We start from the raw sequence: 13,094 nt of genomic DNA, 5'->3' as shown, positions 1-13,094 counted from the left end.
AAGGACTTAAATCCCTTAAGCTCTATACTTTCGAGTCTAATATTAAATCACCACCATAATTTTTCTTTACATAAGCTTTTATAAATTTATCTAAATCAAAGTCTATTTTTTTATTATTAAATGCTATAAATTCCTCATTATTTGTTTTAAACTTTATATTAAATTTGTATTTTTCATAGAAATAATTTTTATTTGACTTATTATTTCCTGATATTAGAGAAATATTTCTATCATTTGTATAAATTGTTATTTCATTTTTTAAATCATATGTTTTTATAAGCTCTTCTATATATTTTTTATAAATTTCTGATTCTACGAGTTGTCTCATAGCTGGATGAAATGGTCCAGCTATTACATCCTCACCCTCATTTATATTTTCTGTAGTTTGTAATCCAATTCTAATTATATTAATTTCTGCATAATTATAGAGAATTGCAGCTTCAGCAGAAACTTCAATAGCATCTTTAAGGCTTAATGGTTTATATATTCCCTTTTCATAAAGCATAGCAAGTTTTGTATCTTTAATTACAAGAGTTGGATATATTCTAACTATATCTGGACCACTTTTAATTGACTTAATAACTGTATCTATAGTTTTTTCAAAATTATCTTTATATAAGCCTGGCATTATTTGATGGCCTAGAGTAAAACCATATTCTTTTATGAGTTTAGAAGCTTCATAGCTTTCTATGACACTATGTCCGCGATCATTATAATCTAAAACATCTTGACATAAGGACTGAATTCCTAGCTCTATAACATCTACTTTATATTCTTCTAAAATATCAAGAATAGAATTATTTATATAATCAGGTCTAGTAGATAATCTGATTCTATCAATAATTCCCTTCTCTTTGTATTCTCTTGCAAGCTCTAAATATCCTATCATAACATCTTTATCAAGACCTGTAAAAGATCCCCCAAAAAAAGCTATTTCTTTGATATTATCAGTTTTAGGAAAGTAGGTTAGGTTCTTTTCAATCTCACCTATAACCTTATTAGGTTTCATTGTATCTTTATAATTTGTGATTTTTACTTGATTACAAAAAGCACAATCATGAGGGCAACCTAGAAAAGGTATAAATATAGGTATTATATACTCTTTTTTAATCATTTTTTAATCTTTCATAGGCATTCTTAGCAGCATCTTGCTCTGCCTTTTTTTTATTTTTACCAGTGCCTGTAGCCAAAGTTTTGTTACCTACTTTAACAGACATGGTGAATACCTTATCATGTTCAGGGCCAGTTTGATCTACTAAAGTATACTTTAATATTTTTTTATCATGGGCATTATAATATTCTTGAAGCCTTGTTTTATAATCATTGAAAATCGCATCATTTTCTATAATTTTTAAAGCATCTTCTCTATAATTATTGGTTATAAAATCAAATAAAAACTCATAACCAGCATCTAAATATATTGCGGCACAAACTGCCTCAAAGGTATCTGCTCTAACGTGTTTTTTAAATTCTCCACCTTGTTTTTTCTCACCATGACCAAAGTTTAGATAGCTTGTTAAATCATACTTTTCACTAGCTTTAGCAAAAGAATCAGTACATACAAGTCTAGATCTAGTTTTTGTTAACCATCCTTCTGGTTTTTTGTGATAATTTTTAAATAAAATTTCACTTACTACCATATCTAGAACACTATCTCCTAAAAACTCTAAACGTTCATTACTCATTACTTCATTTTTCACTTCATTTGTATAAGAAGAATGAGTAAAGGCTACATCTATCAACTTTTTGTCATTGAAAGTGTAGCCAATCTTATCCTCAAATTCCTTTAATTGTAATAGTCTTTGTGATGATAAGGTCATTAGTTCTTGCTTTCTATTAACTCAGCTATATCACTAAGAGTTTCTATTTCATCAAGTTCATCTTCTTCAAATTCAATGCTATATTTATCTTCAACTACCATGATAAAATCAAGCATATCAATTGAGTCTATATCTAATTCTGATAATTTTGTGCTCATATCCATATCAGCAAAATCTATATTTAAATTATCACTAGCAAGTTTAATTAATTCTTCTCTAACCATTTTTTAGTTCTCCTTCAATTTTTTCAATAGTATTGGTCTGTATATAATCCATAAGGCCCAATATAGCATTTGAAAAAGCTATTTCATTAGTATTTCCATGGGCCTTATACACATAAGATTTTACCCCAAGTAAAGGAGCTCCACCAACTTTATCAGTACTAAAAGTACTAGCTAGAGATTTTATATCTTTCTTTAAAAGACCTCCTGCTATTTTATTTTTTGTTGATTTATAGATAATAGATTTTAATGTATCTCCCATAAGCTTTAATACTCCCTCAGCAGTCTTTAAAGCTATATTGCCATCAAAGCCATCAGCTACAATAATATCTACATTGCCAGCAAATAGATCACGTGCTTCAACATTACCCACAAAGTTTAAATTACTTTCTTTTAGTAATTTGTAAGTTTCTTTGCTAAGCTTATTTCCCTTATGTTCTTCCACTCCTACATTTAATAGACCTACTTTTGGATTAGCAAGGGACATAACATTTTCTAGAAAAACAGATCCCATTAAAGCAAATTCGTATAAGTATTCTGCCTTACAATCCATATTAGCTCCAGAGTCCATTAAAAGTGTCAAAGCACCATCAATTGATGGAATTCCTGCTGCAAGGCACGCTCTTTTTATTCCTTCTATCCTACCTGCTAAAAACAAACCGCCTGATAAAACTGCTCCTGTTGATCCAGCTGAAATAAGACCATCGTATCCTTCTTCTTTTGACTTTTCATAGGCTAATACTATCGATGCATCTTTTTTTCTTCTTATAGCTCTTACTGGATCCTCATCATTTGATATATATTCATTTGTAGATATTATTTCATAATCATGAATTCTATCATGTATAGTTAGCTTTATTTCTCTCTCATTTCCAATAAAAACAGGCGTAAAGTCTATTTCTTGTTTAGCTAACAAAGCACCCTCTATAGTAACTTGGCTACCCTCATCAGCTCCATAAGTATCAATTAATATTTTCATAATTCCTCTTTTTGGGTACTAAAAAAGATAGTGTTAAACACTATCTTCTTCTATTCTGCATCAATTATTGCTTGGCCCTTATATTCCCCACAGTTTGGGCAAACTCTGTGTGGAAGTTTTGGCTCATGGCAATTTGGACACTCAACATAGTTTGATCTGTTCAAAGTATAAGCTGAGGCTCTTCTTTTATTTTTTCTAGTTTTTGATGTTCTTCTTTTTGGTACTGCCATCGTTACACCTCCTCTTATCAGATTTAGCAATCTTTAATATTATATATTGAGTGATCTTATCTGTCAAGGGATAATTATTTTACTAAGTTTTGTGTATCTCTTGCAATCATTAGTTCTTCATCTGTTGCTATTACCATAACTTTAACTTTAGAATCTTCTGCAGAAATAACGTGTTCATCTCCACGTACGTTATTAGCTTCATCATCAATTTTGATGCCAAATTGTTCAAACCCAGTCATGATTTCTTTACGTAATTCTATAGAGTTTTCTCCAATACCACCTGTGAATACAATAGCATCTGTGTTTTCAATTTCTGCCATATATCCAGCTATATATCTTTTTACTCTTGTTGTAAAGATATCTAAAGCATATTGAGCTCTATCATTTCCTTCTTTTGCAGCTTCTTCTAAATCTCTAAAATCGCTACTTACACCAGAAATTCCAAGAACACCTGATTTTTTATTTAAAATATTATTCATTTCTCCTGGAGAAACACCATCTTTTTCTTCTATATATGTTACTACGGCTGGATCTAAATCACCTGATCTTGTTCCCATTACTAGTCCTTCAAGTGGTGTAAGTCCCATAGTTGTATCAAATGATTTTCCTTCTTTAACAGCTGTAATTGATGAGCCATTTCCTAAGTGAGCTGATATAATATTAGTCTCATTTATATCTTTATTAAGAAGTTCAGCTGCTCTATTAGTTATATAATTGTGACTTGTTCCGTGGAAGCCATATTTTCTAATACCTTCTTTTTCATAGTATTTATAATCAATACCATATAAATAAGTTTTTTCTGGCATAGTTTGATGGAAAGCTGTGTCAAATACTGCTACATTTGGAACATTTGGTAGTAATTCTTCACATGCCTTAAGTCCCATCATATTTGCTGGATTATGAAGTGGTGCGAATTTAGCTGCATCGTTAATAGCTTCTTTAACTTCATCATTAATTAAAGCTGACTTAGTCATTTTTTCTCCACCATGAACGAATCTATGTCCTACAGCATCTATTTCATCAAGGCTACCTATAACACCATTCTCACTATCAATTAGGGCATCAAATACATGTCCTACAGCTTGAGTATGATCTTGCATAGCTTCTTCTATAACAAATTCATCTCCGTTATTTTTTTGAACTAAACGGCTACCTTCAATACCAATTCTTTCAACAAGTCCTTTTACCATCACTTCTTCTGTATCCATATTAAATAATTGATATTTTAGGGATGAACTTCCGCAATTAATAACTAAAATTTTCATTTGATCTCCTTTAATTTCATTTTTTCATTATTTATTATACCAATACCCCAGCAATAAAAAAGTTAATATGTAAGTTTTGTAATAATTTCAATTTTTTTGCCATTATTTTTCAAATTGTCGGCATCATCTATAACTTTAAACCATATTTCTGAAGATGATTTTGAATTTCCCACCCTAATATTAAATATTGAAAGCTTATAGCTATCATTTATTTTAGGATCTTCTTTTCTATATATATGTCTTAGCTTAAGTGTATAATTTCTACCTTCATAGCTTATTTTAAGATCATCCTCTAACAAATATTTTTCTGTATTTTTATTTACTTCTTCATTTATTTTATTATATTTTTTATGATCTGTTAAAATTATATCTTCTAATTCATCATAGTTTTCTACAAGATACTTATTAATAACCGATTCTGCCAGGTATTGGGCTTGCTTTTTATTATATAAGTCAGATATGTATTCACTATTATTAATATTCTGTTGATATATAAAAGTTATTGTTAGAGATAATACTAATAACACAAATAAAGTGAGAATAGATATGAATCCTTTTTTCATAGTTTCTCTCCCACATATATTAAGCTTTCATACCTAATTTCGGTTCTATCTTTATTTAATAAGATTTTTACTGTTTTATTAGATGGATCAAAGTAAAGATATAAGTTCTCACATCTTGTTATTCTAACTTTTGATTTTCCTTTACTTTTATTGCTTATATTATCTATATAGGCGTATAGATACTTAATTCCATCGGATACTCCTGTAAGAAAGTTATAACTAGAAATTTGATTGCTTTCTCTATTTAAAACATAGACTTTAAAATTAGTTTCGCCATTATCTTCTATAAGCTCAATTTTATAGGCTGACCTAATAATATTGTCTATATATGTAAATCCTACAGATGATTCCTTGTAATCTAGCTCATTTTGATATGCATATTTTGCTACTTTAATATTAGATCCAAATATAGCATAACAAGTAGCAATTAATATAGATCCTATAGCTAGAGCTGTTAAAAGTTCAATTAAAGTAAATCCTTTTTTTCTCATTATTTACCTCTAACACTTCTAGTTCATAGTTACTTGAATTAGCTTTTATTTTATCTAGATTATCATCATAAGGATTTCTTGTAATTATAACTTCTAACCCATTTACATATATATTTCTACTTCCATATTCCACATTAGAACTTGCCTTTTCACTTTCTATAGCTTCTTCTAATGCAAATATTACTTGTGGTTTGTCCTTTAGACTCTTTGAACTTTTTACTAGATCTAAGAGTGACGGCATAAGTAGAATTGCTATTATCGATAGTATTCCTAAGGCAACTACTGTTTCTATTAAAGTAAATCCTTTATTTTTCTTTTTCAATCCTTGAATGTCCTCCTGCCACTGTAATTTTTAGTTTGTACCTTTGCTTAGGATCTATCTCATCCTTATATTTTAAGTTGATAGTATTTGCATTGCTAACGCTACCTGTACTTGTATAAGTAATAATTTCAGCATTTGAAGTAAGAATTTCTATATAATTTAAATCTCTATAAATTACTTTAGAGCTATCATTTAAATCATTTGCTTTAATTTTATAAGAATCTCTATTTAATATTAATTTATAAGACGTACCTGTAGTTTGAGCTTTGATTTTAGCATGATTTATATCATTTGCCATTGTTTGTAATTCTAAATTTGCTTTAATCATATCTAATGTCTTAAATTTCGTAATTCCTATACCAACTATAGTAGAAATAATCGCAAGAACTACTAAAAGTTCTATAAGAGTAAAGGCTCTTTTTTTCATAAAAGCACCCCATTTTTAGCTATTACAAGTATAAATGCGATAAATATATAAATACAAAAAGGTATCTCAATTTTAGTTGATCTATATTTAATAGCTATTAAAATAGCAAATATTGCTCCAATCCAAAGAGAATAAAGTATTAACCATATTATAAGTTCATTTGGTAAAAAAAGAAATAATGAAATATAAAAGTATATATCTCCATTACCTATTCCCCCACGACTTAACTTATAAATTAGCCAATATATTATGGAAAATATTAATATTTTCTTAAAAAATTCAAAATCATAGGATAAGTACAAATATCTATAAATAGCTCCAATTATTGCTAGTACTAATACTTGATACATATAAATATCACAACTTTTAAAGTCTATTACAGCAATTATTAAGGCTAAAATAATAGAAAAAGATAATAAAATCGTTTGTCCTATAGAGTTTGGATTGTAAATTAATATCATCAATATTCCTACAACTGTTTCTGTAAAAAATATTTCTATAGGAATCTTAGTCTTACAATATCTGCATTTACCTTTTAGAAATATAAAGCTAAAAATAGGAAATAGATCTAAAGGATGAAGTCTATGACTACAATAATCACAATGGCTAGGTGGATATATGATACTTTCTCCATTAATAGTACGACTGATAACTAGACTAGAAAAGGAACCTAATATGGTCCCTAAAATAAATAAAAAAATATATACCACTTTATTTTGTATAGTCATTCTCATCAGGTAAAACAGTTATGCTATTTGAGTCAATTATAACTGTATAACCTTTCGGATTTTCTGCACTAGTTTTTGTATACTTTAAACCATTTGGAAGTGCTGGCCATTTTTCTACATATTCTTTTGCACTCTTTTGACTAGTCCAAGTAGCTTTATCACCAATATTCATCTCATGTTGTTTAACTAAAGCAGCTGTCTTTAGCATCTGAACATTGCTCTTATGAGCAGCTTCACTGGCAGCAAGTCTTGATTTATTATATCTTGGAATAGCTACAGCCGCCAAGACTCCAATAATAGCGATAACTATTACAAGTTCTATTAGAGTAAATCCTTTTTTCTTTTTTACTTTCATCACATCTCCTAATAAGCAATATTATTTACAGAATCAAATATAGGTATAGCCACAGAAAATACTACAAAAGCCACAATAAGACTCATAAGTATTATTATAGCAGGCTCTGCAACTTGTGACATTCTTCTTAATTTATAGATATAATCATTAGCATAATACTCACTAGACTTTTTTAGAGATTCTATTAGATTTCCGCTATCTTCTCCAATCTTAATCATAGATAAGAAAAGAGGAGAAAATAGATTTTTATTAGCCAAACTAGAGCTTAAATCATACCCATTTTTAAGATCTATCATCAAATCATCAACTATCTTTTTTATGTATGTATTGGTAAACGAATCTCTTATTATAGCTAAACTAGAAACTATATTTATATCTCCACTCCTCAAGATATATAAAAGAGAAGTAAACTGATATTCTAACTTAAGTCTTCTAAACTTGAAAAAAGGTAATTTTAAAAAATTAAATTTGTCAAGTTTAAATCTCATATATTTATCCTTTCTCAATATAAGAACAGATATAACTATAGATACAATAAAAATCATAAATACTAGTCCGTAATCTTTAAAAAAGTTTGCAATTTCCATTAAGATTATTGTAGCTTTTGGTAAACTCTGCCCTGAAGAATCAAAAACATCTTGAAATGTAGGCAATACGAAATTTACTAGTAATCCTACAATAGCAATACATACGACAAGTAATATAATTGGATAAATTAAAGCTTGTTTAAAGACAGCTTTGTTCTTAGAATCTTCTTCTATATAAAATGAAAGCTCATCTAATATCTCAGCCATCTTCCCACTTTCATCTCCACTTTTTATAAAAGCTATAATTAATGGATCAAAAAATTTTCTATTATTACAAAAAGCATCATAAATAGAACAACCGTTATCTAGGTCTTGATTTATGTTAACTAAAACCTTAGTTAACTTCTTGTCTAAGTTTTGTTTTTCAATAATAGATAGGCTCTTATCCAATCCTATTCCTGAGCTAAGTAATAAAGACAGTTGTTTTAAAAATAAGGATAAAATCCTACTATTTATTTTGGTAGAAGATATATCCTTATTTAAAATATTTTTAATCTTGTTTTTATCTAATCTATTCAATTTACACTGACAATAATTCTTTATTTTTCTTTTCTGCTAGAACTTCAACTTCTTTGATATACTTATCAGTAATATTTTGAAGTTCTTCTTCTAGTGAAAATCTATCATCTTCAGTGATATCCCCAGATTTTTCGCTTTTCTTTACTTCATCCATAGCATCACGTCTTTTATTTCTTATAGAAATTTTAGCATCTTCACCATATTTATTTACTTCTTTTGTATACTCTTTACGTCTTTCTTCTGTAAGAGTTGGGAATGGTAATCTAATAACTTCACCATCGTTTTGAGGATTTATTCCTATATCCGCTTTAATAATTGCTTTTTCAATAGGTGCAATATTATTCTTATCCCAAGGTTTTATAACTAAAAGTCTTGCCTCTGGAATAGAAACGGTAGCAGCTTGATTAATTGGAGTTGGGGTTCCAAAATAGTCAAAAGTTATACCATCTAAGACTGCTTCAGTAGCCCTACCAGCTTTAATAGTTGCAATTCTACTTTCAAAAGACTCAACAGCTTCTTTCATTTCTTTTTCAGCTGTAAGTTTTATCTCGTCATAATTCATTTAAAACTTCTCCTTTACGATTGTACCCATAGGATCTTCTTCGTTAAATATTCTAACCATATTTTTTGGGTCATCTATACCAAAAGCTATAAGAGGCATCTTATTATCCATAGCAAGACTTGTTGCTGTAGTATCCATAATCTTAATTTCTTGTTGTAAGATCTCTTTATAAGTTAATTTATCATATTTAACAGCATCATCAAAGATATTAGGATCCTTATCATAAATTCCATCGGTACCTGTTTTTCCTAGAAGGATTACATCAGCCCCAATTTCTAGAGCACGTAAGCTTGCAGTAGTGTCAGTTGAAAAATATGGTAAACCAGTTCCTGCAGAAAATATAACAATTCTACCCTTTTCAAGATGCCTTACCGCACGGCGCCTAATATAAGGTTCAGCAACTTCTTTCATATCAATAGCTGTCATAAGCCTTGTATCCAAACCCATCTCTTCAAGAGACCCTTGAACTCTAAGACCATTCATAACAGTACCTAGCATTCCTATATTATCAGAACTTGCTCTATCAATAGTAGTTCCTGATCTACCTCTCCAGAAGTTACCACCACCTACAACAATTGCAATTTCTACTCCTAGCAAATGAAGTTGTTTTATTGATATACATATTTCCTCTATGACATCATCATCAAAACCAAAACCTTTGTTACCTGCTAGAGCTTCACCACTTAATTTTAAAACTACTCTTTTAAATTTTTGCAAAACATCCTCCTATTACTATAAATTATAACCTATTTTCATTTTTTTTAACAGATCTTAGAAATAAAATCAAAAATAAAGGTTTATTTATAATTATAAGCACAAAAAAAGAAGACACTGCTTATTCAGCATCTTCTTTAAGCATTGGTGTGAGACAAAAGCTCACTCGCCTCCTTTACTGTTGTTATATGTGTTCGCTCAATTTCACATAATCACTTATCCTTTAGTATGCTTTTATCTCAAACCTTCATATAGCTTGTTCTCGATTTAACTCACTTACATATTTCAGGGTATAGAAAAACTTTAGCACTATGTAAGGATCCATATTCGGATAATGTTTGTACATCTTTTCTTCTTTTCCTTTCTGATTATATTATATATTCATCAAGTTTTTTATTTAGAATATATTCAATTTATTTATTTTATTTTCTTTTTGAATAAAAAGGGTAAGTTAATGATAATAAATATTCAATATGAAAAATAGGTATTATGTTAGATCAAAGAATACGACAATTAAAAAACGACAACAACTGGAATCAGGCGGAGCTTGGTAAGAGGAAGAATCTTGCAAAAGTTACAATAAGTCAATATGAAAACGAAACACGCTCACCTAATCCTGATATAATTAATCAGTTTGCTGATTTGTTTGGAGTATCAGTCGATTACCTCTTAGGCAGAGATAACAATAAAAACAATATAAGTAACTACATAACTGTAAACGTCTACGGCTCTATACCTGCAGGAATATCCATAGAAGCTATAGAAAACATATCTGATACAGAAGACCTATCCCTAAAAGAATACGACAAGAACAAAACATATTTAGGTCTAAAAGTAGAAGGCGACTCCATGTATCCAAAATACCTTGATGGAGATACCGTAATAATAGAAAAGTGTCCCGACTGTGAAAGCGGCACAGATGCCGCAGTCTACGTCAACGGCTACGAAGCCACCCTAAAAACAGTTATAAAAAACGAAAACGGCACAATTACTTTAAAGCCAATCAACCCCAACTACTCTCCACAAACCTACGGAGTAGGCGATGAACCCGTAAAAATCCTTGGTATCGTCAAAGAAATACGAAGGAAGATATAAAGGAGCAAATTATGAAATTTGGATTCAGGAAGCCCAGTTTTAAAAAGAGTTTTAAGGCCAGGACAACTGGTAAAGTTAAAAGAACTATCAATCGAGCTACTAAGCCAGGATATGGCAAGAAAGGCGTAGGATTATTAAAAAACCCAAAAAAAGCTGTATACAACAAGGTCTATAATAAAACGACAACGTCCATACGAGACGTTTTTGATACATCAAAAACAAAAAAAATAACAAATAGCTCCACTAAAAAATCTGAAACCTCACAATCATCATATACAATAACTCCCGAAGAATTATACGAGTGGAATCCAGATTTTTATCCGAATAAAGAAGAAAACAAATCATTAAATTTATATTATGATTCACTACATAGAATGAAAGAATTTAGAAAAACAAACCCTTCAGCTGAACAAATTAACATGTATATTAAAAATTCTAAAGATAATTTAATGGGATTAAAAGGCGTATTGAAATATTGGAAAAGAGTTGATCAAAAAATACCTCCTAACGTACCAATAAGAATAGATACAGTTGACATCTTAATGAGATGCAACAAAATTGAAGAAGCTAAAAAGCTTTATAAAGATTTAAAACTCCTAGGAGTCTACGATAATTGCCCTGAATTAGAGTCTAGGGTGAAAGATATGGTAGAAAACTATCCTAATGCAATAAATAAAGTTATAGATTTTTTAGACAGTAATTACGGCATTGAGCAAACTCAAGCGAGAAAAAAGCTATCTGAAACTATTGATAGTTCTACATTGAACTGGATTTTAAACAGAACTTACTTTATTATGAAAAATAAACGAAATAATAAAAATTATCTTTTCTTGAACAAAAAATATATATAAAAGCACGGGCAAATTAAACCCGTGCTATAAAAAACCTGTAGAAAGACATTAACTGACTTCTTTTTATACATTAAGTGCCTCTCGATAAGAATATACCATAAGGAGGATAAAATGGCAAAAAGAAGAAAATTACCAAATGGAACTGGTAGTATAGAAAGGGTAAAAAAAGACACCCCAAGGCAAAACTCGACTAAACCAATACAGGGCAAGATTGCCAGCTAAAAAAGGTCGTAAGGATATAGGTTTTTACAAAACCTATAATGAGGCCATGGAGGCCTTGCTAAACTATCAAGAAGCACCGCCAGAAGTAACCTTTAAGGCACTATATAATAAATACAAAAATACAAATGAGTTTAAAAAGCTATCAGATAAAACTCAAAGAAGATATGAAGTAGCTTTTGATAAGTATAAAGATATCCACGAAGAAATATACATGATATAAAGTTTTCACAACTACAAGAAATTATCGACGATATGGAGAACAATGGATATCAAGTGCAAAATATAGAGAGGCTAAAGCATCTAGTAAGATATATAAAACAGCGATAAAAGAAAACCTACTTACCTATAACTTAGCTACAAATCTAGAAGTAGGTGGGTTAAAGATACAAAGAAAGAAACAAATATTTACTAATAAAGAAATAAGCTCACTATTTAACTCTCTAAGCACAAATTACTATGCAAGGCATATATTAATACTAATCTTTACAGGAATGCGTACAGGAGAGTATTTAGGACTAAAGAAAGACAATGTAAACCTAAAAGATAATACTATAATAAACTTTGGAGAAAAGACAGAAGCTGGTAGGGATAGAAAAATGTTTATACACCCAAAAATAAAACCAATCCTAGCAGAGTTAATGCTACACTCTCAAACAGGATATATAGTAGAGTATAAGCAACCTAACGGAAAAATAATCAATCCTAGTATAAATACATTTAATAAAAGAATGTACTACCCTGCCCTAGAAAAAGCAGGAGTAGAAAAGAAGATACCATATACTTGCAGATACACCTTTGCAACTATAGCACATATGAGTGGCATGACAGATGAGGCCTTGATGTATCTTATGGGACACACTAATATCTCAGTAACATCGAGATCATACATCCAAAACATAGATATCCATATAAAATCAGAGTTAGAAAAATACAATATCAAAAAAGTTTCATAAGTCACTGAGTCTACATGTTGGTAACTGGTTGGTAACAATAAAAAAAGAACCATTGATATATCAACGATTCTAAAGTCTTATTGGTGCGGGATAAAGGTATTATCAAAATATTGATATTTCAACATCTTCATATTTGATAACCTACAACCACCCAGCACAACCCAGAGCAACCAGTTAGGCTGCCCACACA

At 29.8% G+C, this 13,094-nt stretch carries 19 protein-coding genes; 4 read left to right on the top strand and 15 right to left on the bottom strand.

The genetic code is table 11. The features are described 5' to 3' along the window. Positions 1 to 22: 22 nt before the first annotated feature. The 15 genes from ABXG81_RS03630 to pyrH all read right to left on the bottom strand — a co-directional run bounded on the left by ABXG81_RS03630 (position 23) and on the right by pyrH (position 9,786). Positions 23 to 1,114: a radical SAM protein gene (locus tag ABXG81_RS03630; RefSeq protein WP_353529168.1), complete on the bottom strand. Its 1,092-nt coding sequence runs from the start codon at positions 1,112 to 1,114 to the stop codon at positions 23 to 25. Next, a complete protein-coding gene (rnc, locus tag ABXG81_RS03625; protein WP_353529167.1) occupies positions 1,107 to 1,820 on the bottom strand; it encodes a ribonuclease III in 714 nt (237 codons plus the stop codon). Before rnc ends, ABXG81_RS03630 begins: the two co-directional genes overlap by 8 nt. Further along, positions 1,820 to 2,044: an acyl carrier protein gene (locus tag ABXG81_RS03620; protein ID WP_353529166.1), complete on the bottom strand. Its 225-nt coding sequence runs from the start codon at positions 2,042 to 2,044 to the stop codon at positions 1,820 to 1,822. Before ABXG81_RS03620 ends, rnc begins: the two co-directional genes overlap by 1 nt. Further along, positions 2,037 to 3,020, bottom strand: coding sequence for a phosphate acyltransferase PlsX (plsX, locus tag ABXG81_RS03615; protein WP_353529165.1), 984 nt, complete (start codon positions 3,018 to 3,020; stop codon positions 2,037 to 2,039). The genes ABXG81_RS03620 and plsX overlap by 8 nt, the downstream gene beginning before the upstream one ends. 50 nt (positions 3,021 to 3,070) lie before the next feature. After that, positions 3,071 to 3,250, bottom strand: coding sequence for a 50S ribosomal protein L32 (gene rpmF / locus ABXG81_RS03610; protein ID WP_117520827.1), 180 nt, complete (start codon positions 3,248 to 3,250; stop codon positions 3,071 to 3,073). A gap of 74 nt (positions 3,251 to 3,324) precedes the next feature. After that, complete coding sequence (locus ABXG81_RS03605; RefSeq protein WP_353529164.1) at positions 3,325 to 4,515, bottom strand: acetate kinase; 1,191 nt, start codon at positions 4,513 to 4,515, stop codon at positions 3,325 to 3,327. 62 nt (positions 4,516 to 4,577) lie between these two features. Next, a complete protein-coding gene (locus ABXG81_RS03600) occupies positions 4,578 to 5,078 on the bottom strand; it encodes a hypothetical protein (RefSeq protein WP_117520822.1) in 501 nt (166 codons plus the stop codon). After that, the gene (locus ABXG81_RS03595) at positions 5,075 to 5,569 is read right to left on the bottom strand and encodes a prepilin-type N-terminal cleavage/methylation domain-containing protein (RefSeq protein WP_117520820.1); all 495 of its coding nucleotides are present in this window, start codon (positions 5,567 to 5,569) and stop codon (positions 5,075 to 5,077) included. The genes ABXG81_RS03600 and ABXG81_RS03595 overlap by 4 nt, the downstream gene beginning before the upstream one ends. Then, complete coding sequence (comGE, locus tag ABXG81_RS03590; RefSeq protein WP_209813578.1) at positions 5,541 to 5,891, bottom strand: competence type IV pilus minor pilin ComGE; 351 nt, start codon at positions 5,889 to 5,891, stop codon at positions 5,541 to 5,543. The genes ABXG81_RS03595 and comGE overlap by 29 nt, the downstream gene beginning before the upstream one ends. After that, positions 5,875 to 6,318 (bottom strand): prepilin-type N-terminal cleavage/methylation domain-containing protein, encoded by a 444-nt coding sequence (locus tag ABXG81_RS03585; protein ID WP_117520816.1) that lies wholly within the window; start codon positions 6,316 to 6,318, stop codon positions 5,875 to 5,877. Before ABXG81_RS03585 ends, comGE begins: the two co-directional genes overlap by 17 nt. Further along, positions 6,315 to 7,046, bottom strand: a complete 732-nt coding sequence (locus tag ABXG81_RS03580) for a prepilin peptidase (RefSeq protein ID WP_316122474.1) — start codon at positions 7,044 to 7,046, stop codon at positions 6,315 to 6,317. Before ABXG81_RS03580 ends, ABXG81_RS03585 begins: the two co-directional genes overlap by 4 nt. Continuing rightward, the gene (locus ABXG81_RS03575) at positions 7,030 to 7,401 is read right to left on the bottom strand and encodes a prepilin-type N-terminal cleavage/methylation domain-containing protein (RefSeq protein ID WP_353529163.1); all 372 of its coding nucleotides are present in this window, start codon (positions 7,399 to 7,401) and stop codon (positions 7,030 to 7,032) included. The genes ABXG81_RS03580 and ABXG81_RS03575 overlap by 17 nt, the downstream gene beginning before the upstream one ends. 8 nt (positions 7,402 to 7,409) lie before the next feature. Next, a complete protein-coding gene (locus tag ABXG81_RS03570) occupies positions 7,410 to 8,507 on the bottom strand; it encodes a type II secretion system F family protein (protein WP_353529162.1) in 1,098 nt (365 codons plus the stop codon). 1 nt (position 8,508) lies between these two features. Next, positions 8,509 to 9,069 (bottom strand): ribosome recycling factor, encoded by a 561-nt coding sequence (gene frr, locus ABXG81_RS03565; RefSeq protein ID WP_117520809.1) that lies wholly within the window; start codon positions 9,067 to 9,069, stop codon positions 8,509 to 8,511. Beyond that, on the bottom strand, positions 9,070 to 9,786 hold the full coding sequence (gene pyrH, locus ABXG81_RS03560; protein WP_117520807.1) for a UMP kinase: 717 nt from the start codon (positions 9,784 to 9,786) through the stop codon (positions 9,070 to 9,072). It abuts the gene before it with no gap. 486 nt (positions 9,787 to 10,272) lie between these two features. Between pyrH and ABXG81_RS03555 the strand changes: the two genes are divergently transcribed. The 4 genes from ABXG81_RS03555 to ABXG81_RS03540 all read left to right on the top strand — a co-directional run bounded on the left by ABXG81_RS03555 (position 10,273) and on the right by ABXG81_RS03540 (position 12,904). Continuing rightward, positions 10,273 to 10,878: a S24 family peptidase gene (locus ABXG81_RS03555; protein WP_353529161.1), complete on the top strand. Its 606-nt coding sequence runs from the start codon at positions 10,273 to 10,275 to the stop codon at positions 10,876 to 10,878. Between the two features lie 11 nt (positions 10,879 to 10,889). Beyond that, on the top strand, positions 10,890 to 11,729 hold the full coding sequence (locus ABXG81_RS03550) for a hypothetical protein (protein ID WP_353529160.1): 840 nt from the start codon (positions 10,890 to 10,892) through the stop codon (positions 11,727 to 11,729). A gap of 211 nt (positions 11,730 to 11,940) precedes the next feature. After that, on the top strand, positions 11,941 to 12,171 hold the full coding sequence (locus ABXG81_RS03545) for a hypothetical protein (RefSeq protein WP_353529159.1): 231 nt from the start codon (positions 11,941 to 11,943) through the stop codon (positions 12,169 to 12,171). Positions 12,172 to 12,217: 46 nt separating this feature from the next. Continuing rightward, the gene (locus tag ABXG81_RS03540; RefSeq protein WP_353529240.1) at positions 12,218 to 12,904 is read left to right on the top strand and encodes a tyrosine-type recombinase/integrase; all 687 of its coding nucleotides are present in this window, start codon (positions 12,218 to 12,220) and stop codon (positions 12,902 to 12,904) included. Positions 12,905 to 13,094 lie beyond the last annotated feature (190 nt).

Origin of the sequence: Anaerococcus nagyae, assembly GCF_040364225.1 — a bacterium.
Classification (GTDB): Bacteria; Bacillota; Clostridia; order Tissierellales; family Peptoniphilaceae; genus Anaerococcus; species Anaerococcus nagyae.
Note: the sequence above shows the minus strand (reverse complement) of the source record. Positions and strands in the feature narration are given on the sequence as shown.

Bases quoted from the DNA above. Each gene is read 5' to 3' on its own strand.
- ABXG81_RS03600 (WP_117520822.1), bottom strand. From the start codon at position 5,078: ATGAAAAAAGGATTCATATCTATTCTCACTTTATTTGTGTTATTAGTA.
- ABXG81_RS03620 (WP_353529166.1), bottom strand. From the start codon at position 2,044: ATGGTTAGAGAAGAATTAATTAAACTTGCTAGTGATAATTTAAATATA.
- ABXG81_RS03630 (WP_353529168.1), bottom strand. From the start codon at position 1,114: ATGATTAAAAAAGAGTATATAATACCTATATTTATACCTTTTCTAGGT.
- ABXG81_RS03595 (WP_117520820.1), bottom strand. From the start codon at position 5,569: ATGAGAAAAAAAGGATTTACTTTAATTGAACTTTTAACAGCTCTAGCT.
- rnc (WP_353529167.1), bottom strand. From the start codon at position 1,820: ATGACCTTATCATCACAAAGACTATTACAATTAAAGGAATTTGAGGAT.
- ABXG81_RS03580 (WP_316122474.1), bottom strand. From the start codon at position 7,046: ATGACTATACAAAATAAAGTGGTATATATTTTTTTATTTATTTTAGGG.
- frr (WP_117520809.1), bottom strand. From the start codon at position 9,069: ATGAATTATGACGAGATAAAACTTACAGCTGAAAAAGAAATGAAAGAA.
- plsX (WP_353529165.1), bottom strand. From the start codon at position 3,020: ATGAAAATATTAATTGATACTTATGGAGCTGATGAGGGTAGCCAAGTT.
- rpmF (WP_117520827.1), bottom strand. From the start codon at position 3,250: ATGGCAGTACCAAAAAGAAGAACATCAAAAACTAGAAAAAATAAAAGA.
- ABXG81_RS03585 (WP_117520816.1), bottom strand. From the start codon at position 6,318: ATGAAAAAAAGAGCCTTTACTCTTATAGAACTTTTAGTAGTTCTTGCG.
- ABXG81_RS03605 (WP_353529164.1), bottom strand. From the start codon at position 4,515: ATGAAAATTTTAGTTATTAATTGCGGAAGTTCATCCCTAAAATATCAA.
- ABXG81_RS03555 (WP_353529161.1), top strand. From the start codon at position 10,273: ATGTTAGATCAAAGAATACGACAATTAAAAAACGACAACAACTGGAAT.
- ABXG81_RS03575 (WP_353529163.1), bottom strand. From the start codon at position 7,401: ATGAAAGTAAAAAAGAAAAAAGGATTTACTCTAATAGAACTTGTAATA.
- ABXG81_RS03550 (WP_353529160.1), top strand. From the start codon at position 10,890: ATGAAATTTGGATTCAGGAAGCCCAGTTTTAAAAAGAGTTTTAAGGCC.